General features: G+C 63.2%; 33 protein-coding genes. 8 read left to right on the forward strand and 25 right to left on the reverse strand.

The window, feature by feature from the left end; all coding sequences use genetic code 11:
• Positions 1-75 precede the first annotated feature (75 nt).
• Positions 76-279 (forward strand): hypothetical protein, encoded by a 204-nt coding sequence (locus H0241_RS26120; protein WP_181060715.1) that lies wholly within the window; start codon positions 76-78, stop codon positions 277-279.
• A gap of 232 nt (positions 280-511) precedes the next feature.
• Here the strand turns inward: H0241_RS26120 and H0241_RS26125 are convergent, their stop codons facing one another.
• Positions 512-715 carry a hypothetical protein gene (locus H0241_RS26125; RefSeq protein ID WP_181060716.1) on the reverse strand — a complete coding sequence of 68 codons (204 nt, stop codon included), beginning with the start codon at positions 713-715 and terminating at the stop codon, positions 512-514.
• A 416-nt stretch (positions 716-1,131) separates the two neighbouring features.
• On the opposite strand from H0241_RS26125, the gene H0241_RS26130 reads away from it, so the two are divergent.
• On the forward strand, positions 1,132-1,401 hold the full coding sequence (locus H0241_RS26130) for a hypothetical protein (protein ID WP_235984482.1): 270 nt from the start codon (positions 1,132-1,134) through the stop codon (positions 1,399-1,401).
• 145 nt (positions 1,402-1,546) lie between these two features.
• On the opposite strand, the gene H0241_RS26135 is transcribed toward H0241_RS26130, so the two are convergent.
• The 7 genes from H0241_RS26135 to H0241_RS26165 form a co-directional block, all read right to left on the reverse strand.
• Positions 1,547-1,849, reverse strand: coding sequence for a DUF883 family protein (locus H0241_RS26135; protein WP_181060717.1), 303 nt, complete (start codon positions 1,847-1,849; stop codon positions 1,547-1,549).
• A gap of 86 nt (positions 1,850-1,935) precedes the next feature.
• Complete coding sequence (locus H0241_RS26140) at positions 1,936-2,478, reverse strand: MerR family transcriptional regulator (RefSeq protein WP_142868005.1); 543 nt, start codon at positions 2,476-2,478, stop codon at positions 1,936-1,938.
• A 212-nt stretch (positions 2,479-2,690) separates the two neighbouring features.
• Entirely contained in the window at positions 2,691-3,014 is a 324-nt protein-coding gene (locus H0241_RS26145) for an integration host factor subunit alpha (protein ID WP_006201891.1), read from the reverse strand.
• Between the two features lie 104 nt (positions 3,015-3,118).
• The gene (locus H0241_RS26150; protein WP_181060718.1) at positions 3,119-4,090 is read right to left on the reverse strand and encodes a beta-ketoacyl-ACP synthase III; all 972 of its coding nucleotides are present in this window, start codon (positions 4,088-4,090) and stop codon (positions 3,119-3,121) included.
• Positions 4,091-4,100: 10 nt separating this feature from the next.
• Positions 4,101-5,171: a phosphate acyltransferase PlsX gene (gene plsX / locus H0241_RS26155; RefSeq protein WP_181060719.1), complete on the reverse strand. Its 1,071-nt coding sequence runs from the start codon at positions 5,169-5,171 to the stop codon at positions 4,101-4,103.
• Positions 5,172-5,313: 142 nt separating this feature from the next.
• The gene (locus tag H0241_RS26160; RefSeq protein WP_181060720.1) at positions 5,314-5,862 is read right to left on the reverse strand and encodes a YceD family protein; all 549 of its coding nucleotides are present in this window, start codon (positions 5,860-5,862) and stop codon (positions 5,314-5,316) included.
• 39 nt (positions 5,863-5,901) lie between these two features.
• Positions 5,902-6,444, reverse strand: a complete 543-nt coding sequence (locus tag H0241_RS26165; RefSeq protein WP_181060721.1) for a ubiquinol-cytochrome C chaperone family protein — start codon at positions 6,442-6,444, stop codon at positions 5,902-5,904.
• A 115-nt stretch (positions 6,445-6,559) separates the two neighbouring features.
• Here H0241_RS26165 and H0241_RS26170 point away from each other — a divergent pair, with 115 nt between their 5' ends.
• Entirely contained in the window at positions 6,560-7,075 is a 516-nt protein-coding gene (locus tag H0241_RS26170; RefSeq protein ID WP_235984483.1) for an outer membrane protein assembly factor BamE, read from the forward strand.
• A 113-nt stretch (positions 7,076-7,188) separates the two neighbouring features.
• Here H0241_RS26170 and H0241_RS26175 read toward each other — a convergent pair whose 3' ends face one another.
• Positions 7,189-8,169: a helix-turn-helix domain-containing protein gene (locus H0241_RS26175; protein ID WP_181060723.1), complete on the reverse strand. Its 981-nt coding sequence runs from the start codon at positions 8,167-8,169 to the stop codon at positions 7,189-7,191.
• A 211-nt stretch (positions 8,170-8,380) separates the two neighbouring features.
• On the opposite strand from H0241_RS26175, the gene H0241_RS26180 reads away from it, so the two are divergent.
• Entirely contained in the window at positions 8,381-9,283 is a 903-nt protein-coding gene (locus H0241_RS26180; RefSeq protein ID WP_181060724.1) for a LysR substrate-binding domain-containing protein, read from the forward strand.
• 64 nt (positions 9,284-9,347) lie between these two features.
• Here H0241_RS26180 and H0241_RS26185 read toward each other — a convergent pair whose 3' ends face one another.
• The 4 genes from H0241_RS26185 to H0241_RS26200 all read right to left on the reverse strand — a co-directional run bounded on the left by H0241_RS26185 (position 9,348) and on the right by H0241_RS26200 (position 11,123).
• Positions 9,348-9,902 carry a hypothetical protein gene (locus H0241_RS26185; protein ID WP_181060725.1) on the reverse strand — a complete coding sequence of 185 codons (555 nt, stop codon included), beginning with the start codon at positions 9,900-9,902 and terminating at the stop codon, positions 9,348-9,350.
• 44 nt (positions 9,903-9,946) lie between these two features.
• Entirely contained in the window at positions 9,947-10,249 is a 303-nt protein-coding gene (locus tag H0241_RS26190; RefSeq protein ID WP_181060726.1) for a YgjV family protein, read from the reverse strand.
• Between the two features lie 68 nt (positions 10,250-10,317).
• Positions 10,318-10,587 carry a hypothetical protein gene (locus H0241_RS26195; RefSeq protein ID WP_181060727.1) on the reverse strand — a complete coding sequence of 90 codons (270 nt, stop codon included), beginning with the start codon at positions 10,585-10,587 and terminating at the stop codon, positions 10,318-10,320.
• A gap of 74 nt (positions 10,588-10,661) precedes the next feature.
• Positions 10,662-11,123, reverse strand: a complete 462-nt coding sequence (locus H0241_RS26200) for a DUF1772 domain-containing protein (RefSeq protein ID WP_181060728.1) — start codon at positions 11,121-11,123, stop codon at positions 10,662-10,664.
• 299 nt (positions 11,124-11,422) lie between these two features.
• On the opposite strand from H0241_RS26200, the gene H0241_RS26205 reads away from it, so the two are divergent.
• The gene (locus H0241_RS26205; protein ID WP_328824831.1) at positions 11,423-11,968 is read left to right on the forward strand and encodes a dTDP-4-dehydrorhamnose 3,5-epimerase family protein; all 546 of its coding nucleotides are present in this window, start codon (positions 11,423-11,425) and stop codon (positions 11,966-11,968) included.
• Between the two features lies 1 nt (position 11,969).
• Positions 11,970-12,968 (forward strand): glycosyltransferase family 2 protein, encoded by a 999-nt coding sequence (locus H0241_RS26210; RefSeq protein WP_328824832.1) that lies wholly within the window; start codon positions 11,970-11,972, stop codon positions 12,966-12,968.
• An 88-nt stretch (positions 12,969-13,056) separates the two neighbouring features.
• Here the strand turns inward: H0241_RS26210 and H0241_RS26215 are convergent, their stop codons facing one another.
• Entirely contained in the window at positions 13,057-15,198 is a 2,142-nt protein-coding gene (locus tag H0241_RS26215; RefSeq protein WP_181060730.1) for a sodium-translocating pyrophosphatase, read from the reverse strand.
• Here H0241_RS26215 and H0241_RS26220 point away from each other — a divergent pair.
• The gene (locus H0241_RS26220) at positions 15,188-15,418 is read left to right on the forward strand and encodes a hypothetical protein (protein WP_181060731.1); all 231 of its coding nucleotides are present in this window, start codon (positions 15,188-15,190) and stop codon (positions 15,416-15,418) included. The genes H0241_RS26215 and H0241_RS26220 overlap by 11 nt on opposite strands.
• Positions 15,419-15,457: 39 nt before the next feature.
• On the opposite strand, the gene H0241_RS26225 is transcribed toward H0241_RS26220, so the two are convergent.
• The 7 genes from H0241_RS26225 to ribH form a co-directional block, all read right to left on the reverse strand.
• Positions 15,458-16,210, reverse strand: a complete 753-nt coding sequence (locus tag H0241_RS26225) for an ABC transporter permease (RefSeq protein ID WP_181060732.1) — start codon at positions 16,208-16,210, stop codon at positions 15,458-15,460.
• Positions 16,207-17,145 (reverse strand): ABC transporter ATP-binding protein, encoded by a 939-nt coding sequence (locus H0241_RS26230; RefSeq protein WP_181060733.1) that lies wholly within the window; start codon positions 17,143-17,145, stop codon positions 16,207-16,209. The genes H0241_RS26225 and H0241_RS26230 overlap by 4 nt, the downstream gene beginning before the upstream one ends.
• On the reverse strand, positions 17,142-18,305 hold the full coding sequence (locus H0241_RS26235; RefSeq protein ID WP_181060734.1) for an ABC transporter permease: 1,164 nt from the start codon (positions 18,303-18,305) through the stop codon (positions 17,142-17,144). The genes H0241_RS26230 and H0241_RS26235 overlap by 4 nt, the downstream gene beginning before the upstream one ends.
• 254 nt (positions 18,306-18,559) lie before the next feature.
• Positions 18,560-19,471, reverse strand: coding sequence for a glycine betaine ABC transporter substrate-binding protein OsmF (osmF, locus tag H0241_RS26240; protein WP_181060735.1), 912 nt, complete (start codon positions 19,469-19,471; stop codon positions 18,560-18,562).
• Positions 19,472-19,649: 178 nt separating this feature from the next.
• Entirely contained in the window at positions 19,650-20,870 is a 1,221-nt protein-coding gene (locus H0241_RS26245; protein WP_181060736.1) for an MFS transporter, read from the reverse strand.
• Positions 20,867-21,358: a transcription antitermination factor NusB gene (gene nusB, locus H0241_RS26250; protein WP_181060737.1), complete on the reverse strand. Its 492-nt coding sequence runs from the start codon at positions 21,356-21,358 to the stop codon at positions 20,867-20,869. Before nusB ends, H0241_RS26245 begins: the two co-directional genes overlap by 4 nt.
• Complete coding sequence (gene ribH, locus H0241_RS26255; RefSeq protein ID WP_181060738.1) at positions 21,355-21,849, reverse strand: 6,7-dimethyl-8-ribityllumazine synthase; 495 nt, start codon at positions 21,847-21,849, stop codon at positions 21,355-21,357. Before ribH ends, nusB begins: the two co-directional genes overlap by 4 nt.
• Positions 21,850-22,077: 228 nt before the next feature.
• Here ribH and H0241_RS26260 point away from each other — a divergent pair, with 228 nt between their 5' ends.
• A complete protein-coding gene (locus H0241_RS26260; protein WP_181060739.1) occupies positions 22,078-22,725 on the forward strand; it encodes a glutathione S-transferase family protein in 648 nt (215 codons plus the stop codon).
• Between the two features lie 62 nt (positions 22,726-22,787).
• On the opposite strand, the gene H0241_RS26265 is transcribed toward H0241_RS26260, so the two are convergent.
• From H0241_RS26265 to H0241_RS26280, 4 genes are all read right to left on the reverse strand, one after another.
• Entirely contained in the window at positions 22,788-23,405 is a 618-nt protein-coding gene (locus tag H0241_RS26265) for a riboflavin synthase (RefSeq protein WP_181060740.1), read from the reverse strand.
• The gene (ribD, locus tag H0241_RS26270) at positions 23,405-24,529 is read right to left on the reverse strand and encodes a bifunctional diaminohydroxyphosphoribosylaminopyrimidine deaminase/5-amino-6-(5-phosphoribosylamino)uracil reductase RibD (RefSeq protein WP_181060741.1); all 1,125 of its coding nucleotides are present in this window, start codon (positions 24,527-24,529) and stop codon (positions 23,405-23,407) included. The genes H0241_RS26265 and ribD overlap by 1 nt, the downstream gene beginning before the upstream one ends.
• 2 nt (positions 24,530-24,531) lie before the next feature.
• On the reverse strand, positions 24,532-25,026 hold the full coding sequence (gene nrdR / locus H0241_RS26275) for a transcriptional regulator NrdR (protein ID WP_181060742.1): 495 nt from the start codon (positions 25,024-25,026) through the stop codon (positions 24,532-24,534).
• Between the two features lie 139 nt (positions 25,027-25,165).
• A complete protein-coding gene (locus tag H0241_RS26280; protein WP_181060743.1) occupies positions 25,166-25,753 on the reverse strand; it encodes an invasion associated locus B family protein in 588 nt (195 codons plus the stop codon).
• Between the last annotated feature and the right edge of the window lie 78 nt (positions 25,754-25,831).

Here is a 25,831-nt window from a genome sequence, read left to right on the forward strand (position 1 = left end):
TGGCTGCGGGGTTCACGTCACCGATCTTGCTCGGTGGCGGTCAAATTCAGCCCGCGCAGAAAAGGAAACGAAGTCATGAAGAAGTCCCTCCTGTCGGCTCTCGGGCTGGCTTTCGCCCTTGCTGTCTCGCTGCCGATCATCGGCGCCAGCAGCGCGGACGCAGCTCCGATGGCGAAGAAGCATCACCACCACCATCATCATCACCACAAGCACCACAAGAAGCATCACCGCCATCACCACCACCATCACCACAAGAAGGTGGAAGCCAAGAAGGCCTGAGCCGGCTGACTTGCCCCGACGGGAAGGCTGGCCCTGGAGTCCTCGCCAGGGCCGCCTTCCCGTTGGTTTTTGCCAGGCGAGACGTGGTGAGATGAAGACAGGATTCGATGGCGCCCATGCGCCAGAAGGCGAGCAACCAACGAACGTATCAGGCGCAAGGCCGAGGCAGCACAGCGGTTGCGAGGCATGCTGCAGGACACCGCCAGTGTCTCAGTGTGTTGCCGAAAACCCGCTAGGATGGCGCCGCGAAGGCGAGCACTATCGCGATCAGAATCAACAGCGGTCCCATCCATTTGAAATGCTTCGCGACCTGCAACAACCACGGCTGCTGACCTGACCGAGCCTGAAAAGGACTTTGGAGCAGCCCAAAGCCAACGGCTGTCACCCACAGCCCAACGCAGAACATGATGAACTCGTCGATGTAATTTGCGACCACGCCCCGCCTCCTCCGCCGGTATCTTTGGATTGGCGTTATAGCCGCAGCCGGGCGGGGCAGAAAGCGCGGTGCCAAGATGGCGACAATGACTGCTGCCGCCACCTGACATGAGCCGGGGCGGACTCGGTCTTGGCCGGCTATTTTCGGCACACCACCGTGGACCTTCGCATGGCATGGCGCGCGTCTATGCCAGCGCGTTTCACGCCAAATGCATGATCGATGCCAGCCGTTCCCGCCAGGTGCCGGCTGTTGGCGGAGGCTAAAAATCGACGCCGCGAAAAAACGCGAAGAAAATTCGAACCACGCATGAACCTTTGTTCTGGGAGCCGCACTAACCCGGCATGGACGCCAAGAAGGCGATCCCAACCCAGAAGGACGCCATGACGGCGATCCCATCCAGAGAAGGAAATGCTCAAATGACCAACTTCAAGCGCATCACGCTGGCCGCGGCCTTCGTCGTCTCGGCTTTCGGTTCGGCCTCGGTTTCGACCTCGGCTTTCGCCAACGGCACGCATCCCACCGGCGACGGCGGCGCGGTTTGCAAGGGCTCCGGCCATTGCCTGGTGCTGTCGATCGAGTGCAAGGGCACCTATACCGACGCCACTGACAAGAATGGCACGGTCTATGGCAAGTGCAGCCAGACCGCGCAGGTTTCGCCGCAGGGCAAGATCAAGCTCGCCAAGTAATCGGCCCCTGATCAAGGAAATGGCGGCCGTCCACGGGGCGGCCGCCATTTCCTTTGCGCGAAGTCTCTTTGTTTTTACGCAATTCCCTAGGGAAAGCGCTACGGGCTTTTCCCGGGAAAACCGTTCACACTTTCCTGGAATTGCTCTAGCGCCGGCTGAGCAACAGGCTGGCGACGAGACCGACCACCACCAGGCCCACGGCAGCCGCCGTCGCCGGATGATCGCGCGCCGTCTTTTCAATCGCCCTGCCCTGCTTCCTGATTGCGGGCATGGCATCACTGATGCGGTCGGCAAGCTGCGCATAGTAGTCGGAGGCAGCATCGCGCCCGTCCTCGTAGTAAGGGCCGCTGCGTTTGGCCACGACTTTGCGCAAGGCGGCAAGCTCCTTGGAAAGGGTCGCGACCTGCTTTTCGAGATCGACATCGGAGAGGGTCGAAAACGATACCATGATTGTTTTCCTTCTTCACAGAGAAGGCCAAACGCATGGCCGCAGAACCGGTTCCGATTTTGCTGCCTAAGGCAGTGGTCGAAGATCTAGCGCACCTGGTCGAGCAGGCGCTTGCACTCCAAGAGGTCGAACAGCGCCTCCTGCAGCAAGGCGCGATTGTCGCGCGACAGTTTCGACGCGCCGGGCTGGACCGGACCTTCCTCCTCGGTCTTGCCCAGGCCGAAAAAGCGGCGGCTGGGTTTTACCTTGGGCTGGCCAACCAGCATCTCGTCATCCATGCCGCGCGGCTGGGCGGCCGGCGTCAGCGGCACCTGATCGGCCTGCTTGCGCTGCGAGATCGCCTCGACGGCCGCCATGTCGCCATTGCCGATGGCGACCAGGAAATGGTTGCCGTTCTCGCGCAGCAGTTTCTGCACGCCCTTGATCGTGTAACCCTGGTCGTAGAGCATGTGGCGGATGCCCTTGATCAGTTCGACATCCTGCGGCCGGTAGTAGCGGCGGCCGCCGCCGCGCTTCATCGGCTTGATCTGGTTAAAACGGGTTTCCCAGAAGCGCAGCACGTGCTGCGGCAGATCGAGATCCTCAGCAACCTCGCTGATGGTGCGGAAAGCGTCGGGGCTCTTGTCCATGGGCGAAATCCTCACGCTGGACGGAGATCCGGCCTAGTCTGCCGAATCGAGTATTATTTCAGCGGTTTATGAAACAACATTCAAGCCCGGCGTCAAACCGGCGGCCGTTTTCAACCGAAGCTTGTGTGTCCTTGACGCAATTCCCTAGGGAAGCGCTACGCGCTTTCCCGGGAAAACCGCTTCACACTTTTCCTGGAATTGCTGCAGAAGACTTATTTGCCGCCCTTGGCCTTGCTGTTCTGATGCGAGCGCAGGATGCGGCTCTTCAGCACGTTCGACGACTTGAAGGTCATCACCCGGCGCGGCAGGATCGGCACTTCCTCGCCGGTCTTGGGATTGCGGCCGATGCGCTCGTTCTTGGAACGGACATGGAAGGTGGCGAAGGATGACAGCTTCACCGTCTCGCCGCGTACGATGGCTTCGCAGATTTCGTCCAGCACCGCTTCGACGAGTTCCGCCGATTCAGTGCGCGACAGGCCGACCTTACGGTAAACAGCTTCGGCAAGGTCGGCGCGCGTAAGTGTCTTTCCCCCCATGCGACCGTCCCATCAGCTCTAAAAACATAAATCGATACAGGTAAAGGCAGAGCCTAAGTAATTGATCCGGCAAGGTCAAGGACCGAAACCGGACCGTTTGGCACTTACCAGCGAACGAGAACCGCGCCCCAGGTGAAGCCGCCGCCCATCGCTTCCAGGAGCACGAGGTCGCCCTTCTTGATACGGCCGTCGGCGACGGCCACCGAAAGCGCCAGCGGCACGGAAGCAGCCGAGGTGTTACCGTGCAAATCGACGGTGACCACCACCTTTTGTTCGGCAATCCCGAGCTTCTTGGCCGAAGCGTCAATAATCCGTTTATTGGCCTGATGCGGCACGAACCAGTCGAGGTCGTCGGCGGTGATACCGGCCTGCGAGAACGTCGCCTCGATGACGTCGGTGATCATACCGACGGCGTGCTTGAACACTTCGCGGCCTTCCATCCTGAGGTGCCCGACCGTGCCGGTGGTCGAGGGGCCGCCGTCGACGAAAAGCTTGTCCTTGTGGGCGCCGTCGGAGCGCAGGCTCATCGCCAGCACGCCACGGTCGGCAATGCCGCCGGCGCCCTCGTCCGCTTCCAGCACCAAGGCGCCGGCGCCGTCGCCGAACAAGACGCAGGTCGAGCGATCACTCCAGTCGAGGATGCGCGAAAAGGTTTCGGCGCCGATCACCAGCACGCGTTTGGCGAGACCGCCTCTGATGTAGAGGTCGGCGGTGGTCACCGCATAGACGAAGCCCGAGCACACCGCCTGCATGTCGAAGGCAAAGCCGTGATGCATGCCGAGCCGGTTCTGAATCTCGACGGCGGTCGCCGGAAAGGTGTTGTTGGGCGTCGAGGTCGCCAGCACGATAACGTCGATGTCGGCGGGCGTCAGGCCGGCGCTGTCGAGTGCCGCGCGCGCCGCGGCCTCGCCGAGCGATGCCGTCGTTTCGTCATCGGCGGCGATATGGCGCTGGCGGATGCCGGTGCGCTGGGCGATCCACTCGTCGGAGGTCTCGACCATGCCTTCGAAATCGGCATTCTTCATGATGCGGCGGGGCAGCGCGGCACCGGTGCCGCGCACGACTGATCTGATCAAGGTTCTTTCCCTATTCCTTTGCGTCGACGGCGGCGTCGGCTTTCCTGTTTGCCTGGGCATGCGGATTGCGCGCATGGAACAGATCGAGATCGGCTTCGATGCGGTCGATCAGATTGTTGCGCACCATATCGTAGCCAAGCTCGATCGCTGCCGCAAAACCGTCCGAATCGGCGCCGCCATGGCTTTTCACCACGATGCCGTTCAGACCCAGGAAGACACCGCCATTGGAGCGGCCCGGATCGAGCTTTTCACGCAAGCGGTCAAAGGCGCCCTTGGCAAAGACATAGCCAATCCTGGCCATCAGCGTGCGGTTCATCGCGGCACGCAGATAGCCTGAGATCTGGCGCACCGTGCCTTCCGCCGTCTTGAGCGCGATGTTGCCGGCAAATCCTTCAGTGACGACCACATCGACCGTACCCTTGCCGATGTCGTCACCCTCGACGAAGCCGTGATAATTCATCGAAGCCATATTGGCCTCGCGCAGCATGCGCCCGGCTTCCTTGACCTCTTCCTGGCCCTTGATCTCCTCGACGCCGACATTGAGCAGGCCGACTTTCGGCCGGTCGATGCCGAACACCGAACGCGCCATGCCGGTGCCGAGAATGGCGAAATCGATCAACTGGTGCGCATCGGCCCCGATCGTGGCGCCGACGTCCAGCACAACGCTCTCGCCGCGCATCGTCGGCCAGATCGCCGCGATCGCCGGGCGATCGATGGTGGCCATGGTGCGCAGGCAGAATTTCGACATCGCCATCAGCGCGCCGGTATTGCCGGCCGAAATACAGGCTTGCGCCGTGCCTGATTTGACCGCTTCGACCGCCTTCCACATCGACGACTTCCAGCGGCCATGGCGTAGCGCCTGGCTCGGCTTGTCGTCCATCCTGACCGCGATCTCGCAATGGTGGAACTCGCTGACCTCGGCCAGTTTGGGGAATTTGGCGAGCTCGGGGCGCACCATCTCCTCGCGGCCATAGATGATGAAGCGAATGTCGGGACGCCTGACAGCGACCGTCATGAGTGCCGGGATGACCACGTTTGGCCCGTGATCGCCACCCATGGCATCGATGGAAATCCTGATCACGCGGTCTTTATCTCACTAGCTTGGGCCAGGGCTCGTGGCCCGCGAAATACGAACTCGCGAAATTCGGGGGCTCGCGAAGGTTCGGCGAAAATAGCGGTTTTGGGCTGCCGCACAACCGACTTTTCTCCGATCGCGTCGTGTTTTAGGATTTTCTAAGCAAGGATCGCAGCTTTTGCTGGAATTCGTTCTCTACCGGCTCGTCCGGGCCAGCCGCCTCCAGCGAGGCGCCTGCCTTGCGTGGATAGGGATCGATCGCCAGCCCGAAGAACTGTTCGGCGAGCGCGCCGACATCGATCGTGTCGCCGGAGAATGTTTCAGGGCTGTCCGGCCCTTCGGCGTCGATCAGGATCTCGCCGCCGCCTTCAAAACCTTGCCGTCCGAGCTTGGATTGCTCCGGCAGGAACAGCGCCTCGACCTCCTCGTCGATATGGGCCGCGACCGGCTCAAGGGTGACGATGCAGGCCTGGGTGATATCGGCCTCGACGCGGCCGCTGACCTTGACGCCGTTGCGCTTCCACGGCGCCACCAGCAACTCGGCGCGGTAGTTTTCGACCGAGAGCAGCTCGTGCTCTGCGGCAAGGGCGGCGCGCTGCGCTGGGTCGGCATCGATCACCACCGGGAGGCCTTTTTGCGGCAGGCGACCGACATTGGCCTTGAATGACACCGGGCTCGGCGTGTCCGCATGTTTCATCTCAGCCTCCCTCTTGATTTCCTTCATTGCGCCTTGCCGTCATTGTATCTTGGCGACGGGAAACGCCACCGTGCCGGAGAGGATCGATTCGGACGGCTGTGCCTCAAGCTGCCTTGCGGCATCGATCACATAGGACGCCAGCGGCAGGGCCTGCGGCCAGGCGCCGGCGTCGGGCCTGACATTGCGCGCCAGGGCGGCAGCAAGCGCATCGCCGTCACGGCGTTCCAGCGCGTCGTCATAGGCGGCGGTACGGCCGTAGAACATTTTCGCCAGCCTCTTCATGCGCTTCGGCACGCCGACATCGCCAACGCCCAGCTCCCGCAGCGAATGCTCGACATCGAGAAAGAACTCGTCGATCAGCACCTGTGCGACCTCTTGCGCGACGCCCTCTTCGCCGCGCAGCCTGTGCTGAAACAGGAACATGTGCAGCGACAGCATCTCGAAACGGCCGAGCGGCGTGTCCGGCACATTCCAGTCGGAATAAAACACAGTCTGCCGCGCCGCTGCCACGATTTGTGCGTAAAGCGCCTCGGTGATAGCGCGGTTGGCGTTGCGTTCGCGGCCAAAAAGGCGCTGGAACATTGAGGGTGGTCTCCTGGGGACCTTTTGTTTGAATTGGCCTTGTTGCATCGGCAAGCAAGCTGGTTTACCGGTTTTGCCGCCCAGCGCAAGTTGCGGTCAGCTAATGGAGTTGTTGTTGCGCGCGCTGAAATTCAAGTCGACTTTGCTGCCCGGGGCTACCGCGGCGGTTTCGCTGGTGTTGGTGGCTTCCGCGCTGTCAGGCTGCAATTCGTCCAAAATGTTCGGCGACCTTACCCCGGGCGAGACGCTGACGCAGGGCTATGTCATCGACCAGCAGGCTGTTGACTCGGTGCCGGTAGGCTCCAGCCGCGAACAGGTGCTTCTGGCGCTCGGCACGCCGTCGACGACGGCAACTTTCGACAATGAAGCCTTCTATTACATCTCGCAGACGCGCAAGCGCTATGTCGCCTTCGACAAGCCGCACCTGGTCGACCAGAAAGTGCTGGCGGTCTATTTCGGCGAAGACGGGCGCGTCACCCAGATCGCCAATTACGGCCTGAAGGACGGCAAGATCTTCGACTTCGTCTCGCGCACCACGCCGACCGGCGGCAAGGACCAGAACTTCCTCAGCCAGATCATCAACGGCGCCAGCAAGCTCGCGCCCGGCATCCCCGGTGGTGGCGGCGCCTAAGAAGAAGCGGCCGCTTCCTCCAAGATTTTCTCGCTTTTTGCTTCCCTCGAAGCAACATCATCTCAGGCGACCAAAAGCCCGCGGGAGCGATCCTGCGGGCTTTTGTTTTGAGGTCACGTCGCCGCCTCGCCCGTCGCGCTTCGCCGCGCTTCCGATGGTGTCATGCCGAAATGCCTGCGAAAAGCATGGTTGAAGGTCGACAGATCGCCGAACCCTACATCGAAGGCGATGGCGCCGATGGTGCGATGGGCAAGGCGGGGGTCGCGCAGGACGCGGTGAACCAGCGCCAGCCGGCGGCCAAGCACGAACTGCGACAGTGAAGTCCCCTCACCCTCGAACAGCTTTCTGATATAGCGCGGGCTGACGCGGTGGCGCCCGGCCAGCGCGTCGGAGCCGACGTCGCCGGAAGCCAGATTGCTTTCGATATCGGCTTTGATGGCGCGCAGCCGCGCGGCACGTATACCGCGCCCTGCGGCGACCTCGGTGGCTTCCTGCGTTGCCCCGATGGTGACCGCAACGAGGTCCTGTATGTGATTGGCGGCAAGCCAGCACAGTTCGGATGCGGCAAGGTCCGGCTCCTGCATCAGCAGGCGCACATAGCTGGCCAGCAACCCGAACTTCTCGCCCACGCACGACATCGGCGTCATCAGGACGGCATCCGCGTTCGCAGCCATGGGCCCGAGGGCCGCCTTCGGAATGGTGATGAAGAGATGACGCGACATTGCCCTCTCGATCACATGCGGGTCGGAAGAGGACAGAAGGATGGCCTGGCCGGCCTCGATGCTGGCCTCGCGGCCTAGATGCGAGAAACTGGCAGCACCCTCGAGACACATGAAGAAAATGTAATCATCCGTCCCCTTGGCCATTGCCCGGGAACGGGTGGTGCGGAAGGCGGTGGTCCTGGAATCGGCGACGCCGACCCCCGGCAGCCGTAGGATGGTCGCGTCGACGGAGAGTTTTTCCTCGGTGACGTTGAAATCCATGTCGGTCACCATCCGACGCAACAGGTCGCAATAGACACCACGCCATTCAGTTCGCGGCCACATGGCTGTTGAAAAGCGTGCATAAGCAAACTCAGGTGGTCGAATGGTCATGGGGTACTCCCAAGCGATTGTCATCGTTTCACAGTCGTTCGTGGTCGAGGCTCGTTCCATGAACGGGCCTCTCATTCCGACGGCGGCAATCCGGGGGGCAGTGGATGGCTACAGTGATTTGCGCATCTGGACAAAAGACTATTTACGACGCTATGAATGAGGAATGCTCATCCATGCCCATGGAATGGATGGACGGATCGGGTCGCGCCAAATGACGAAACGACTTCCACAGCTGGAATCCATTCGGGCTTTCGAGGTCATCGCCCGGCTGGGCAGCTTCAAACGCGCCAGCGAGGAGTTGAATGTCACGGCGAGTGCGCTCAGCCATCGGATTGCCGACCTTGAGGCCGATCTCGGCGTGCTCCTGTTCACCCGCCATGTCCGCCGCGTCGAGTTGACGCTTGAAGGCGAAAGACTGGCGGCGGGGGTGCGGCGGGCTCTGCTCGAGATCCAGAGCACGATCGCCAGTGTGGCGCGCAGTGAACGCACGAGGCTGAGGGTCACCGCCATTCCTTCGCATGCTGTGCGCTGGCTGGCGCCGCGCCTGCACAGGTTTCGCAAAAAGCATCCCGAAACAGAGATCGACATCAACGCCGATCTTGCAGTTGTCGACCTTTCGCAGCGAACCGTCGACATCGCCTTGCGCTTCGGCGGTGGACACTATCCGGCCGTCGAGACCGAATGGCTGATGGGCGACGCGATCTTTCCAGTCGTCAGTCCCGACTATCTCGCCGCCAACGGCCCTGTCAGAGACCAGCACGATGTGCTGCCACTGTTTCGCATCCTCGACACAACAGCCGAAAATGACGAGAGCGGCGCCAATTGGCGCCACTGGTTCGAGAGAAACAATCTGCCGCTGGATACGGTTGGCGACGGCATGAATCTCAACGGCACTTTGCTGGCCGTCGAAGCGGCGGCAAGCGGACTGGGCGTCGCCATCGCGAGGAAATCACTGGTCGAGAACGATTTGCGCACCGGCCGGCTCGTCCGTCTCCTGACAACGGACATACCGACGAACTGGAACCACTATGTCGTCATCCACCCGTCCATCTCGGCCTGGGAGCCTGCCAGATCGTTCATCAACTGGCTGAAGGCGGAAGCCAGCGACAATTGATCTCAGAGACGGTTGGGAACTCTACTCTGGTGCGCATCTGAAGGTGTTTCTGAGCTTCCGGTGTTCACCGACTTATGGCGTCGGCCAGCTCATCCTTGCGACCCGACTGGCTCGCGGCTTTGGCCGCAAGGGCTGCCGCCATCTGGCTTTCCAACTCGCGCAGCTTGATGTTGAGGCTCGCCATGCCGCCCCAGCCGAATGTCGTGCGGTAGAGCGGTGCGATCTCGGGCGTCAGGAATTCGACAAGGGTTTCGTCCTCGACCCAGACCTTGAGCACCTTGAACAGGCGCGCGTCGACCAGCTCGCTGTGCCAACCCGTGCGGGCGGCAATGCCCTGGATGGTTTCGGTCGAATTGGGCGTGCTGAGCAGCACATGCGAGCCGGAGCGCAGGCGCATGTGCGGATCAAAGCCAATGCCGAGCGGCGCCTTCTGGTCCAGAACCGTGCCGCAAGGCAGGATTTCGATCAGCGAGCCGAAATCATCGCCAAGGCAGACGAACCATGCGCCCTGCGGGAATGGCGGCGACGGCGCGCGAACCGCTGTGGCGACAAGCATTTCGGCAAGAACGGTGGCGACGGCCTGGGGATCGCGGGCGTTGAATGAAGCGTGGTGCAGCATGGCAATAGTCCTGTCTTTCAATACGGCCCGTCACAGCCACCTTGTCAGTGAGGTGTTTTCTGGACCCGGGATGTAACCATCGCGTGGCGCCGCGGCGGAACTGCCAGGTTACCTGGCGGTCTCAGCAACTCGATCAGGCGGTAGCTGTTGATCGGCAGCAGGATCAATTCCATGACCATAATCGGCCCGGAAGAGGTCAGAACGGCATAGACAAGAAGCGCGACGCTGCTCAGCACCGCGGCCACGCGCAGCTGCAACATGCGCCTCATCAAATAGGCCATGATGGTGAAGCCGGTTCCGGCATAGCCGACCACGTCGCTCCAGCTGATGAGATCGATCCAGTTCACGGGTCTATTCGCCTCCCGCATCTGCCCGATCGATCGGCGACCGAGCTCTGTCGTTGGTTACCGCCGGTCTAGGGCCTGACCAGATTGTGCAACTGGTGGAACGAAATCTTCGGCCTGATGCCCTTGGGCAGGTTCGGTGCGACATGGGCGGAGAAGAAAAGGGTCGCGGCCTCCTTCGACTGCCAGATCTCGACCACGCGCCAGCCCTGCTCGGTGGGGTGGGAGGCGTGCAGGACAAAACCATGCGACTGCCTGACGGCATCGCCGACCTTGACCAGCACGCTCTCGTAACCCGCCTGGGTCTGTCCTTCGATCTCGGTAACCAGCAGAACCGGCATCGTCTGTTTCTCCTTCAAAAGCGGGCACGAGCGGCCAGCGCCGGCCCATGCCGCAGCGTTTCGCAAAAACGGAATCACCGGCTGAGCGTCAGGATGACCGCGGCAAACAGGCAGGCGTACTCAGCCAGCCCGAGTACAAGGCGCAGATTGTGGTTGGCCGCCCAGCGGTCGCGCGTTTGCGCCCAATCATCGGGAATGGTCACCGGCGTCCAGCTCTGGACCTGTTTGTTGAGCGGCACCTGGCGGCTGACGGTGAAGCCAATGTCGATCACCACCAGCGCCGCGGCGACGATGGTCAGGATGCGCGGCAGGCCGGTATCGACCGCAAACATCGCCATCGCCGCGATCAGCACCAGCGTCGTCAGCCTGACGACCGGCATCACCCGGGTAAACGTCCTGTCACGCATCTGATGCATGGCCATGTACTGGCCGGCGGTGAGATCATCGATGCGAAAGTCGTGGATTACGCCCGAGACGTAGATGCCGGCAATAATTCCAGCCAGCGCAAGCGAAGACGTCATCAAAAAAATGTCCATGTCTTTTCCCTGCCCGAAATGTCTTTTCCCTGCTCGTAGTCGCCGCGAGGGCCAGCCGGACACCGCGTCAATCGCAACGCCCTGGCCAATGGTCGGGTATTAAAGGAGGCTGATGGCTCGGGCTTGGGCAGGACGGAACGATGTTTTGGGCAATGCGGCCCTTCGGCCGTATCAGAAACATCAAGCGCAGCGAGGTCGAAACCCGTCTGCAGACGTTGAGGCATACTTGCCAGCGACCGGTCGAATTCGTATCAGACCGTGCTGGCCAATGGGGGCATCACGCTGAATTGGGAGCACCCGTGCAGGACAAAAACCAGACAAAACCGACCGGCTGGATGGCGACCGGAACGGCCGACGGCCAAGTGGTCACGCCTGACTGGATGCCCATCGAGCCGGTGGCGATCGATGGCGTGAGGGTCAAGGAGATCAGGCCGGTCGCAACCTCCACCGGCTATCTGACCGAGATTTTTCGCGAGGAGTGGGAGCTCGATGCGGAGCCAGTCGGTCAGGTCTTCCAACGCACCTTGTATCCCGGTGCGGTGACAGGCTGGCATGCCCATGCGGTGACAACCGATCGGCTGTTCTGCTGCGTCGGCAGCGTTCGCATTTCGCTGTTTGACGGACGCAAGGCCTCGCCGACTTTCGGCGCCGTCTGGCACAAGATTATCGGCCCGTTGCGCCCGGCGGTCATCATCATTCCGCCCGGCATATGGCACGGCGTCGTCTCAATTGGGCCGGAAACGGCAGTGCTGCTCAATCTCGTCGACAAGGCCTATGCCTATGACCAGCCCGATCACTGGCGCCTGCCGCCGGATACCGACCACATTCCCTACAAACTGGTGTAGCGTGGAAGCATCCGGGCAGCGCGATCAGGTCGGCGGCGAACCGCTGGTCTCGGTCGTGATCGCAACCCACAACCGCCCGGCGGCACTGCGGCAGGCGCTGACCAGCCTCATGCGCCAGACGCAGCAAGACTGGGAAGCCCTGGTCATCGGCGATGATTGCAGGTCGGATACGGCGGCCGTCGTCGCTGAATTTCGCGATGCCCGCATCGTCTACATCGATCTTCCAGTCAATTTCGGCGAACAGTCCGGCCCTAACAATATCGGCTTTGCCAGGGCGCGTGGCCGCTTCGTCGCCTTGCTCAACCACGACGATCTGTGGTTTCCCGACCATCTGGCGGCGATGACCGGCTGGATCGATGCGACGGGCGCCGACGTGGTGCTGGCGCGCGGCGCCGTCATTCAACCGCCATCGGCGGCCGGCGATCCCATCAATTCGATCTTCGGGTTCGGCAAGGACGGCTTTTACGACCCGGTCACGACGGAAGGATTTGGCTCGGCGCAAATGTTCCGCCGCGCTTCGTTCGGCCTGCTCGGACCCTGGCGGCCGGCTAGCCAATGCTTTTGCGAAAGTTCGCAGGACTGGCTGTTTCGGGCGTGGCGCAAGCGGGCGGTGATCGCGACGATGCCGCATCTTACGGTGATCAAACTGCATTCCGGAATCCGCAAAGGTTCTTATCTCGACGACAGTGCGCAGGAACAGATGGACCTTTTGAACGCTATGCAGGCGCCGGACGCCTTGCGCGTGAACATCCTTGGTCGCGCACGCGAACCCGCCCGCCTGGCGGCTTCAAGCTATCTCAGGCGCAGGTTGATGGCGGCTCTTGGCATCCATCCCCGCGCCCGCGCCTTCCGCCGCAAGTATGAGCGAGGTGCCTTCGTCGCCAAACTGCGCCGGCTGCGTGGCCTGGCACCGATGCCTGAGCGCGAGCCCGGCGTAAGCGAATTGCTCGATCGCTACAGCAAGCGCGGCGATGCCGGCACCGAGCCGGATGCGGTCTAAGAAAGCCTTCCCGCGTCCGTCCAGCACTCTCAAACAAAAACCCGCGGGATCGCTCCCGCGGGTTTTTTCCCGAAGCAGTGGCGTTGCCCTAGCCGTGCGCGAGCACGGCCAGCAGCAGGAGCGCGACGATGTTGGTGATCTTGATCGCCGGGTTGACCGCAGGACCTGCGGTGTCCTTGTAGGGATCACCGACCGTGTCGCCGGTCACCGAAGCCTTGTGCGCTTCGGAACCCTTGAGGTGCTTGACGCCGTCCTTGTCGACAAAACCGTCTTCGAACGACTTCTTGGCGTTGTCCCAGGCGCCGCCACCGGACGTCATCGAGATGGCGACGAACAGGCCGTTGACGATGACGCCGAGCAGCGAAGCGCCGAGGGCTGCAAAGGCGGACGCCTTCGAGCCCGAGATCAACAGCACGCCGAAATAGACGACGAGCGGCGCCAGAACCGGCAGCAGCGAGGGGATGATCATTTCCCGGATCGCAGCCTTGGTCAGAAGGTCGACGGCGCGCGCATAGTTCGGCTTGGAGGTGCCGGCCATGATGCCCGGATCCTCGCGGAACTGCTTGCGCACCTCCTCGACGATGGCGCCGGCCGCGCGGCCGACGGCCGTCATGGCGATGCCGCCGAACAGATACGGGATGAGGCCGCCAAAGATCAGACCGGCGACGACATAGGGGTTGGAGAGATCGAAGGAGACATCGCCCATGCCCTGGAAGTAAGGATATTTGTCGCCATTGGCGGCAAAGAACTTCAAATCGTTCGAATAGGCAGCAAACAGCACCAGCGCGCCGAGCCCGGCCGAACCGATGGCATAGCCCTTGGTCACCGCCTTGGTGGTGTTGCCGACCGCGTCGAGCGCGTCGGTGAAGTGGCGCACTTCCTTGGGCAGGCCGGCCATTTCGGCAATACCGCCGGCATTGTCGGTGACCGGGCCGAAGGCGTCGAGGGCGACGATCATGCCGGCAAGGCCGAGCATGGTGGTAACCGCGATCGCCGTCCCGAACAGGCCGGCAAGCTGGTAGGTCGAGATGATGCCGCCGACGATGACGATTGCCGGCAGTGCTGTCGATTCCAGCGAGACCGCAAGACCCTGGATGACGTTGGTGCCGTGACCGGTCACCGAAGCCTGGGCGATGGAGTTCACCGGGCGCTTGCCGGTACCGGTGTAGTATTCGGTGATCACCACGATGAGACCGGTCACCACGAGGCCGATCAGGCCGCAGATGAACAGGTTCTTGCCGATGATGGTCATGCCGGCAACGGTGCCGACCTCGCCCCAGCCGACGGTTGCCGAGGTGGCGACGCCGAGGCCGACGATCGACAACAAGCCAGTGACGATCAGACCTTTGTAGAGGGCGCCCATGATCGAGCCGTTGGAACCGAGCTTGACGAAGAAGGTGCCGACGATCGAGGTCAGGATGCAGGCGCCGCAGATGGCGAGCGGATAGAGCATCGCCGCACCCAGAGCGGCGGTGCCGCCGAAGAAGATGGCGGCCAGAACCATGGTGGCGACGACGGTCACCGCATAGGTTTCGAAGAGGTCGGCGGCCATGCCGGCGCAGTCGCCGACATTGTCGCCGACATTGTCGGCGATGGTGGCCGGGTTGCGCGGATCATCTTCGGGAATACCGGCTTCGACCTTGCCGACGAGGTCGCCGCCGACGTCGGCGCCCTTGGTAAAGATGCCGCCGCCGAGACGGGCGAAGATCGAGATCAGCGAAGCGCCGAAGCCGAGCGAAACCAGCGAGTCGATGACGATGCGGTCATTGGGCTGCAGGCCCATCGGGCCGGTCAGGATATAGTAGTAAATCGACACGCCGAGCAGCGCGAGGCCAGCCACCAGCATGCCGGTGATGGCGCCCGATTTGAAGGCGATGTCGAGGCCGGCGGCGAGGCTGTTCGACGCTGCCTGCGCGGTGCGCACATTGGCCCGCACCGAGACGTGCATGCCGATGAAGCCGGCGGCGCCCGAGAGCACGGCGCCGATCAGGAAGCCGACCGCGGCGGTGATCGAGAGCAGCCACCAGGCGAGAATGAGCACGACCACGCCGACAATGGCGATGGTGGTGTACTGGCGCGCCAGATAGGCCTGCGCGCCTTCGCGGATGGCGGCGGAGATTTCCTGCATGCGTGCATTGCCCTGATCGGCTGCAAGGACCGATCGTGTCGCCCAGATGGCGTAAAGGATTGAAAGCAAGCCGCAGGCGATGACGGCAGAAATGATGGTCATTGCCGAATTTTCCTCGATTGATGGCCCAAAAGAACCCCTCCCTGGGCCGTTGAGACGGGGAGCGGATGCCGGCAGGCGGAATCCGTCCTTCGCAGCGGTGTATGCGAAACAGGGCTCGGAACGTCAAGATATTGTTCGGTTTTTGCCCGGCTTTCAGCCAAAAGGTTTGGGCCAGAACATTTCCGTCGCCGATGCCTCGCTATTAGATCGATTGAAATGACGCGGCGTCAGTCAATCGTGGCGGCAGTCCAGCGGAAGATCAGTCGCCGGTCGCCTGCCCCATCCGGCGCGCGGTGTAGCGCTCAATGGCCGACAGGCCGTCATAGATCAGCACGGCAAGGGCAGCGACAATGAGGCCGCCTTGCAGGACGAAGGCAAGGTTGTTCGACAGCAGGCCAGCGATGATCACCTCGCCCAGCGTCTTGGCGGCAACCGTCGAGCCGATCGTTGCGGTGGCCAGGCTGATCACCACCGACAGCCTTATGCCGCCCAGAATGACCGGGGCGCTGAGCGGCAATTCGACCCTGATCAGCCTTTGCCACCCGGTCATGCCGGCACCGCGCGCGGCCTCCATGACATTGCCGGGCAGCGTCGTCAGCCCGGTCAGCGCGTTCTCGAAGATCGGCAGCAGGCCGTAGAGGAACAGCGCAATCAGCGTCGGCTTCTCGCCGAAACCGACGGCGGGCACCGCGAGCGCCAGCACCGCCACCGGCGGAAAGGTCTGGCCGATATTGACCAGGCTTCGCGACAGCGGCAGGAATTCGGCCCCCGCCGGCCGGGTGACGAGGATGGCGAGTGCCACGGCAACGATGGTGGCGGCCACGGTGGCGATCAACACGGTCCTGAGATGCAGCAGCGTCAGCGTCAGCAGGCTGCCCTGATTGTAGATCGCCGGCGCGTTGTTTTCGGTCAGCGGCTTCAACAGCGGCTCGAACCAGCCGGGATTGGTGACGAAGGCGACGAGCAACACCACCAAGGCCAGCCTGAGCAGCGAAGGCAGCCAGGCTTTCATGCCGGCCTCGCCGCGCGCTTCACCAGCCCGTCGACGGTGACGCGGCCGAGCGGCTTGCCGTCTTCGTCTTTGACCGGCAGCGCCGGCCGGCCTGACCACAGAAGCTCCGCCAATGCATCGCGCTGACTGGCATCGCCGGGAATCGCCTCGCCTTCGGCGGTGCCCTTTTCCACGGCGTCGCGCACGCGGCCGAGCGACAAAAGCCGGAACGGCTTTTCGCTGGCGCCGACCAGGGTTTCGACGAAGGCACTAGCAGGCCGCGCCAGGATCTCTTCCGGCTTGGCATATTGCACCAGCTTGCCAGAATCCATGACGGCGATCTTGTCGCCCATATGCACCGCCTCCTCCATGTCGTGGGTGACGAGGATGATGGTGGTGCCGAAGCGCTTCTGGATCGCCAGCAGATCCTCCTGCGCCTTGGTGCGGATGATCGGGTCGAGCGCGCCGAACGGCTCGTCCATCAGAAGCACGTTGGGCTCGGCGGCGAGCGCACGGGCGACGCCGACGCGCTGCTGCTGCCCCCCGGACAGTTCGTGCGGATAGCGCGGGCCATAGGCCTCGGGGTCGAGCTGATAGAGTGTCATCAGCTCTTCGACGCGGGACTTGATGCGGTCCTTGTCCCAGCCGAGCAGCACCGGCACGGTGGCGATGTTCTGCGCCACGGTGCGGTGTGGGAACAGGCCGTGGCCCTGGATGGCGTAGCCGATGCTGCGGCGCAGCTCGTAGCCCGGCAGCGATCGGTTGTCGTTGCCGTCGAGTTTGATCACACCAGCGGTCGGCTCGACCAACCGGTTGATCATCCGCAGCAGCGTCGTCTTGCCGGAACCGGAGGTGCCGACGATGACGCAGACCGTGCGGGGCTCGATGACCATCGACACGTCGTCGACCACGGTCGTCGCATCGTAGCGCTTGGTAATGCCTTCGATCTCGATCATGCCGTTTCAACCCTGCGCTTGGTGGCGGTCATTTCGATGACTGCGTCGAGGATGATGGCGGCGGCGAAGGCCAGTGCCACCGTCGGCACGGCGCCGAGCAACACCAGGTCCATCGCCGTCTGGCCGACGCCCTGGAACACGAACACGCCAAAGCCGCCGCCACCGATGAGTGCTGCGATGGTGGCCAGGCCGATGTTTTGCACCAGGACGATGCGGATGCCGGTGAGAATGACCGGAAAGGCCAGCGGAAACTCGACGCCAAACAGGCGCTGGCGATCGGTCATGCCCATGCCGCGCGCGGCATCGTTGGCCGCGCGGGGTACCCCGGCAAGCCCAACCACCGTGTTGGCCACCACAGGCAGCAGCGAATAGAGAAACAAAGCGACGAAGGCAGGCGCGGTGCCGATGCCACGGATACCGAGCGCTGCAGCACCCGGCACATGGGTTGCCACCCAGCCGAGCGGCGCGATCAACAGGCCGAACAGCGCGATCGAGGGAATGGTCTGGACGATGTTGAGCACATTGAGCACGCCGGCGCGCAACCGTTCGACGCGATGGCACAGAATGCCGAGCGGCAGGCCGACGATCACCGCCGCCGCCAGCGATCCCAGCGCCAGCGTGATGTGCTTGGAGCCTTCGGCCCAGAAGCTGTCGGCGCGGTTGGCATATTCCTTGAGGATCGACAGGCTGTCCCACTGACCCGATACCAACAGCAGGCCGATGGCAAGAGCAGCGACGACAAGCACGCCGACGCGGGCCAAAGGCGACAGGTTGAGCCTGGTCAGCACATCGGCGAGTAGCAGCGTGAAAGCGAAGATCAGCAGCCAGAAGCCGGAGGCCGGTGAGATGCGGGCGAAGGTGTTGCCCGCCGGCGTCAGGAAGGTGCCGGCGACACCGATCAAAATGGCAAGGGCTGCAAGCGCCACCACGCTTGCCACAAGGCGCAGGACCAGCGGGGTTTTCAGCAGGGCAATCATCGCGGCCACGACGACGATCGCCAGCAGCAGCGGCCCGACAGCCGCGGGCAACGCCTCTAGTATCGAACGCGCCTCACCGGGCACGATGCGGTTGGCGCGGAAGGTGGCGAACGAGGCGAAGAAAGCCGCATAGGCAACGATCGCCGCGATGACCACGCCGAGCTTGTCGAAACGCGGGGTCATGAGGCCCACTCGTGCGGAGCGGTGTGCTCTGAGCGGGATGCAGGAGGGAAAGCTCTGCGCGAGGCACCCCCCTCTGGCCTGCCAGCCATCTCCCCCTCAAGGGGGGAGATCAGATTTCGCGCCGGCTTTCGCCAATCTCCAACGCCGGAGACAGAAGCGGGACGCGGGAACTGCCAATCTCCCCCCTTGAGGGGGAGATGTCCGGCAGGACAGAGGGGGGTGTTTGGCACCAACGCCACCTTTCGGTGCGCTGACTACTTCAAAAACCCGTTCTTCTTCAGGAAGTCCTCGGCGACGCCCTTGACCGGCTCGCCGCCGACCTGGACGCGGCCGTTGAGTTCCTGCAGCGTGACGAGGTCGAGCTTGGCGAAGACCGGCTTCAACAGCGTCTCGATCTCGGGATGCTCCTTCAGCACCGCCTCGCGGATGATCGGCGCCGGCTGGTAGACCGGCTGCACGCCCTTGTCGTCGTCGAGCACGACCAGACCGGACGGCGCGATGCCGCCATCGGTGCCGTAGACCATGGCGGCGTTGGCGCCGTTGGTCTGGTTGGCGGCCGCGCCGATGGTCGCCGCGGTGTCGCCGCCCGAGAGCGTGATCAGCTGGTCCGGCTTCAACGTGAAGCCGTAAGTGGTCTGGAAGGCCGGCAGTGCCGCAGCCGAATTGACGAATTCGGCCGAGGCCGCGAGCACCACCTGGCCACCACCGGCGACGTATTTGCCGAAATCGGTCAACGTCGCCAGCTTGTTGGTCTCGGCAACCTCCTTGCGCAGCGCGATCGCCCAGGTGTTGTTGGCCGGCGACGGCGACAGCCAGACGATCTTGTTGGCGTCGTAGTCGAGCTTCTTGGCCGTCTCATAGGCCTTGGCGGCATCCTTCCAGACCGGATCGTCGGCCTTCTCGAAGAAGAAGGCGGCATTGCCGGTGTATTCGGGATAGATGTCGATCTCGCCGGCGGTGATCGCCTTGCGCACCACCGGCGTGCCGCCGAGCTGGATGCGGTCGGTGGTCTTGATGTTGTTGGCGTTCAGCACAAGCTGGATGATGTTGCCGAGCACGCCGCCCTCGGTGTCGATCTTCGAGGACACGACGACCTGGGCATTGGCGGAAGCCGCGGTGATGCCAAGCGCCAATGCCGCGCTGGCCAGAACCTTGACTGAAAACATTATGAAAACCTCTTGCTTTGAACCGGAATGCGGCGGCCGCATATGAGCATGGCTTCAACGCCCCGTCGGGGCACACGGTTTCATAACAATGGGCGCAGACGCAATAATTTTGTGCGGTCGCCGCGATTCCGGCCGGCGCCATGCTGACAGGCCGTGTCAAGCCAAAGATAGAATCGGATCAGGCGCGGGCTTTGCGCATACCCGTCATCTTGAGCGCGCCAAGCGCGACGAAGCAGAGGGCGACGACCGGGAAGACCAGCCAGTTCAGCATCTCCCAGCCCCAGGCATTGTAGATGGCACCCGACATCAGCGAGGCGAAGGCGACGGAGCCGAACAGGACGAAGTCGTGGAAACCCTGCACCTTGCTCTTTTCGGACGGGTGATAGCTGTCCGCGACCATGGCGGTGGCACCGATGAAGGCGAAATTCCAGCCGAGGCCAAGCAGGATCAGCGACGTCCAGAACTGCCAGAGATGCAGGCCAGACAACGCCACCGCGGCGCAGCCGATGAGCAGGACCAGGCCGGTGGCGACGATGCGTTCGGCACCGAAGCGATGGATCAGCGAACCGGTGAAGAAGCTCGGCGCAAACATCGCCATCACATGCCAGGAAATGCCAAGCGTGGCGTCGTCCGTCGACAGGCCGCAGCCGACCATGGCCAGCGGCGCGCCGGTCATGACGAAGCTCATCAGCGCATAGCTGCCGACGGCGCAAAACAGCGCAGCGACGAAACGCGGCCGGGTGACGATTTCTGCGAGTGGCCGGGCGTCGCTGGATACAGTTTCAGCATGGCCGGTGGCCTTGGCCGGGATGCGCAGCAACCAGAGAATGGCCGCCCCAATCGCCGCCAGCACCGGTATGGCCGCGAACGAGCCGGCAAACATAACCGGCGCCAGCAATTCGCGGGTGAAGATAACGATCTGCGGCCCGAGTATGGCGGTGATGATGCCGCCGGCCAGCACGAAGGAAATGGCGCGCGCCTTGAATTGCGGCGGCGCATTGTCGGCGGCGGCGAAGCGGAACTGCTGGACGAAGGCGCCACCGACACCGATCACCAGCAGTGCGAAAGCAAACAGCCAGAAGCTCGCCTGGAACAGTGCCAGCGTCGAGATAACGCCACCAAGCGCGGTGACGATGGTGCCGGTCATGAAGCCGCCGCGCTGGCCAAGCCAGCGGATGATAGCGGCAGCCGGCAATGCGCCGAGCGCCACGCCGATGTTGAAGCCGGTGATCGGCGCTGTCGCCAACGACTTGTCGGGACCGAGCAAATATTGCCCGGCCAGCCCGCCCATGGAAATGGCAATCGGCGCGGCCGAACCGATGATCGCTTGCGAGGCCGCCAGGATGATTGCCGTGCGGCGCGCCTCCCTCGCTGCTCCGGCGGCAACCGCGACCTTCACGACGCGTCCTTGCCGCGCCCTTCGCCGCGCACGCGACGCGACACGCGATCGAGCACGGCATTGGTCAGCTTCGGCTCGTCTTCCTCGTAGAAGGCCTTGGCGATGTCGACATATTCCGAAACGATGACAGCCACAGGCACGTCGTCGCGCTTCATCAGTTCGTAGACACCGGCGCGCAGGATGGCGCGCAGTGTCGAATCAAGCCTGGACAGCGGCCAGTCCTCGGTCAGCGCCTGGCGGATGATCGGATCGATGGTTTTCTGGTTCTCGACGACGCCAGTCAGGATGGCCCGGAACCATTGCGCGTCGGCCTCGCGGTAAAGCGCGCCGTCGACTTCCTTGCCGAGCCGGAAGGCCTCGTATTCGGCGGTGATCTCGAAGACGCCGCTGCCGGCCAAGTCCATCTGGTAAAGCGCCTGCACGGCGGCCAGACGGGCAGCGCCACGCTTGTTGGCGTGGCGCGGACCGGGCGAAGCGGGTTCGCTCACGATTGCGCTCCCAATTGCTCTTTGAGCGCGATCATGGTGAGTGCGGCGCGCGCGGCAAAGCCGCCCTTGTCGCCTTCCGAGCGCTTGGCGCGCGTCCAGGCCTGCGCATCGTTCTCGGTGGTCAGGATGCCGTTGCCGATCGCAATCGCCTCCTGCACCGACAGATCCATCAGCGCGCGGCTCGATTCATTGGCGACGATATCGAAGTGATAGGTATCGCCACGGATGATGGTGCCGAGCGCGACAAAACCATCGTAGTCCTTGCCGCCCTCGCCCATGCCGTCGAGCGCAAAAGTGATCACTGCAGGAATTTCCAGCGAACCGGGAACGGTAACGACGTCATAGGTCGCGCCGGCTTCGTCGAGTGCGTTTGTCGCGCCGTCGAGAAGCGCGTCGGCAAGATCGTCATGGAAACGTGCCTCGATGATCAGAAGGTGCGCCTTCTTCTTCGGGCGGATGAACGCTTTGCCGTGTTGGGATGTGCCAGCCATAAATGTCTCCGGGGGTCGCCGGTGACTTAGGCCGAAGCGGCCGCATTCGCAAGCTTTGTCCGAAGGGCCAGGCCAATTTCCGCGCTCTTACGACCTCGATCGGAAGCCGGCATTCCCGATCCGTGCCCGGCAATGAAATAGTTCAAGACCGATGTCGACTTTCGGCAGGCTTATTCGTCTTAACGATAGGAAGCCGAAGAAATTCGCCCAGGCAAGGAAACGGATACGATGACAATCACCATCACGGCCTTTGAACGATCGCCCGATGGCGGCAAGGGACTGGCGCGCGATACACGCGTTCGCTGGGCGCTCGAAGAGGTGGGGCAGCCTTATGAGGTTCGTCTTGTTTCCTTCGCAAAGATGAAGGCGCCTGACCATCTGGCCATCCATCCCTTCGGCCAGATCCCCACCTATGAGGAAGGGTCCCTGTCGCTGTTCGAGACCGGTTCGATCGTCTTTCATCTTGCCGAGCAGCATGTGGGTCTGCTGCCCAGGGATCGCGATGCGCGTGCGCGCGCCATCACGTGGATGTTTGCCGCCCTCAATACCGTCGAGCCGCCGATCCTCGAACTGACGACGGCAAGAATATTCGAAGCTGACAAGCCCTGGAGCGAGGAGCGCTTGCCGCTGGTAAAGGACCGTGTTCGCGCCCGGCTGGACATGCTTTCGGCTCATTTGGGCGCCGCCGACTGGCTCGATGGTGCGTTCAGCGCGGGCGATTTGTTGATGGTATCGGTGCTGCTGCGGCTGAGAATGTCAGGCATTCTGGACGAATATCAAAACCTGGCAGCCTACGTCGCTCGCGGGGAAGCGCGGCCCGCTTATATCAGGGGTTTCATGGCGCAACTTGCGGTGAACGCCCCAGCTGCGAGCTGAAGCAGTGGCTCCCAAGGCGACGATCAATTTGCCGCCTTGGGCTCGCGGAATATCGACTGTCGCTACAAACCCTCTTTCGCCGCCTCGACCAGCCGCGCTGCGTAGCGGGCCATGGTGTCGATCTCGAGATTGACGCGGTCGCCGACGTTGCGCTCGCCCCAGGTGGTCACGGTCAGCGAATGGTGGATCAACAGCACGTCGAAACGGGTGCCTTCGACTTTGTTGACGGTGAGCGAGGTGCCGTCGAGCGCAACGGAACCCTTCGGCGCGATGAACTTTGCCAGTTCGCGCGGTGCTTCGAGCGTGAAGCGCACGGCATCGCCCTCGTCCTTGCGCTCGACAATCTCGGCCATACCGTCGACGTGGCCTGAGACAATGTGGCCGCCGAGTTCGTCGCCGATCTTCAGCGCCCGCTCCAGATTGACCTTGGTGCCGGATTTCCAGCCTGACGCCGTGGTCAGCCTGAGCGCCTCTTCCCAGGCCTCGACCTCGAACCAGCGTGCGTTGGAGCCGCCGTCCGGCAGGGCCGTGACCGTCAGGCAGACGCCGCCGCAAGAGATCGATGCGCCAATGGCGATTGTCGCGGGGTCACAGGCGGTGTCGATGCGCAGGCCGACGCCTTCCTTAAGCGGCCTGACCGCGGCGACCGTACCGACATCCGTGACAATTCCGGTAAACATCAGAAATCCCTTATCCATTCGGCGTACCCGTCTTCGCCGAAGCGCATATCGCGCAGTTTGCGGAAGCCTGCCGGGATATGGTTGGCGTCGATGGGCGATGCAATGCCGTCCTCGCCGATCGCCTCCGGCCCTTGGAACAGCACGATGCGGTCGACAAGCCCCTCTGTCAGGAAGGCGCTCGCTACTTTGGCGCCGCCTTCAACCAGAACGCTGGCCATGCCGAGCGCGCCGAGATCCTCGAGCAGTTCCGGCAAGGCCACGCCCCCTTCATGGGTCTCGGTGCCGATGAAGCGCACGCCGGTGCGCTCAAGCACCGACCGCCGCAGCGGGTCGGCCTCCAGGCAGGCGGCGACGTAGAGCGGCACCCTGTCGATGCCGGAGACCAGTTTCGAGGCTTCCGGCAGCCTGATCTGGCGGTCGAGCACGATGCGCGCCGGCGAGCGGTTTTCCAGCCCCGGCAGCCGCACGGTGAGCGCCGGATCATCCTCCAGCGCGGTGCCGATGCCGACCAAAATCCCGTCGGCCTCGGCCCGCATCAGATAGACTTCGCGGCGGGCGATGTCGCCGGTGATCGTGACCTGGCCGGCGCCATGCCTGCCGATCTTGCCGTCGCTGGAAAGCGCAAGCTTCAGAATCACTTCCGGACGCTTTTTCAGCGATCGAATCAGATAGCCGGCCATCTGCTCGGCGGCTTCCGCGGCCAGCACCTTTTCGACCACCTCGATACCAGCGGCGCGCAGGATGGCGTAGCCTTTGCCGGAGACACGCGGATCGGGGTCGCTGGCGGCGCCGACGACGCGCACCACACCGGCATTGACCAGCGCATTGGCGCAAGGCGGCGTGCGACCATGATGGGCGCAAGGCTCCAGCGTGACGTAAGCCGTGGCGCCGCGCGCGAGCTCGCCCGCTTCAGCCAGCGCCTCGGTCTCGGCATGCGGCCGGCCGCCGACGGCGGTGACGCCGGTGCCGACGATCATCGGGCCAGCGCCCTCATCGCGCACAATGATCGTGCCGACCGACGGGTTGGTCGAGGTGCGGCCGGCATTTCTGCGCGACAGCCGCAACGCGGCAGCCATGAAGCGGCGATCGAGAGCTTCCTGCTCAGCTTTGCCAGGCGCTGCCATGCTCAGCCGGCGTCCTCTTCGCTCTTCAGCTCGTCGCCCTTGAGCTCGTCACCCTTGAGTTCTCCCAGCACGTCATGGAAATCCTTGGCCTCGCGGAAATTGCGATAGACCGAGGCGAAGCGGACATAGGCGACGTCGTCGAGCGACTTCAGCGCCTCCATGACGAGGCGGCCGACCTCGCCCGAGCCGATTTCCGTCTCGCCGGAGCTTTCGAGCTGGCGCACGATGCCGGTGACGGCGCGATCTATGCGCTCGGGATCGACATTGCGCTTGCGCACCGCGATCTCAACCGAACGCAAGAGCTTGTCACGGTCGAACGGCACTTTGCGGCCGGACTTCTTCACCACAACGAGGTCGCGCAGCTGGACGCGCTCGAAAGTGGTGAAACGCCCACCGCAATCCGGGCAGACGCGCCGCCGGCGGATCGCCGCGCCATCCTCCGCGGGGCGCGAATCCTTCACCTGCGTATCTTCGGATTGGCAATAGGGACAGCGCATGGAGAGCCTTCGGGTTGGCGATTCTGGCGGAACGAGAGGCTTAGAGGTTTTTGCCGGGACGGGCAAAGGTTCGGCAACGACCGCTCGTGCCCTCAGAGATAGCGAGGCGCGAGGAAAATTGCCAGCCGCGCCAGAGACGTCAGGGCGCGACGTCCTTGGTCGGGAAGCCGCAGGACGTTCCGAGGTTGCGGTAGGCCTTGGTGAAGCCATCCATCGGAATGCTGGCGACGGCTTGCTTGCCGAACGTCACATCGAGCGAGATGACCTGGCGCATGGCCCGCAGCAGCGCCAGGCTGGTCTTGGCCTGGTTGTCGACCGTCCAGCTCGGGCGGCCGGCGGCATCGTTGGAATAGACCGTCGCGGAAACCTTGACGCCGGGGTCGCCAAAGGTCGCCGCCACCTTCTTGCCGGTCGGCAGGTCCTTGTTGGCAACCGTGATCATGATCGCCGGATAGGCATCGGGCGGCAGGGCGTCGCCTGTCGAGATCGAAAGCGTCAGCGTACCGGCATTGCCATTACCGTCGACAAAGGCTGTGGAGGCGGCGCAGGTCTTGTGCGAATCCTGGCCGGTGTCGAGCGCATCGATAATGGTGGTCCACCTGCCAAAGGTGTTGGTGGCCGGCATATCCGTGCTCGGCTGCGTCTGCTCCTGGGCAACCGCGCCTGACACGGTGAAAGCGGCAAGCGAGCCGAGAAGAGCCAGAATGGCAGGACGGAACATGCGCATCTTCAAATCTCCAACAGGCCGCGCCGCCCGAACAGGAGCGGCGCAGAGCGCGGGATAAAAGACGAAGCGCCGCTGGCG

This window comes from Mesorhizobium neociceri (assembly GCF_013520985.1).
GTDB classification, from domain to species: Bacteria; Pseudomonadota; Alphaproteobacteria; order Rhizobiales; family Rhizobiaceae; genus Mesorhizobium; species Mesorhizobium neociceri.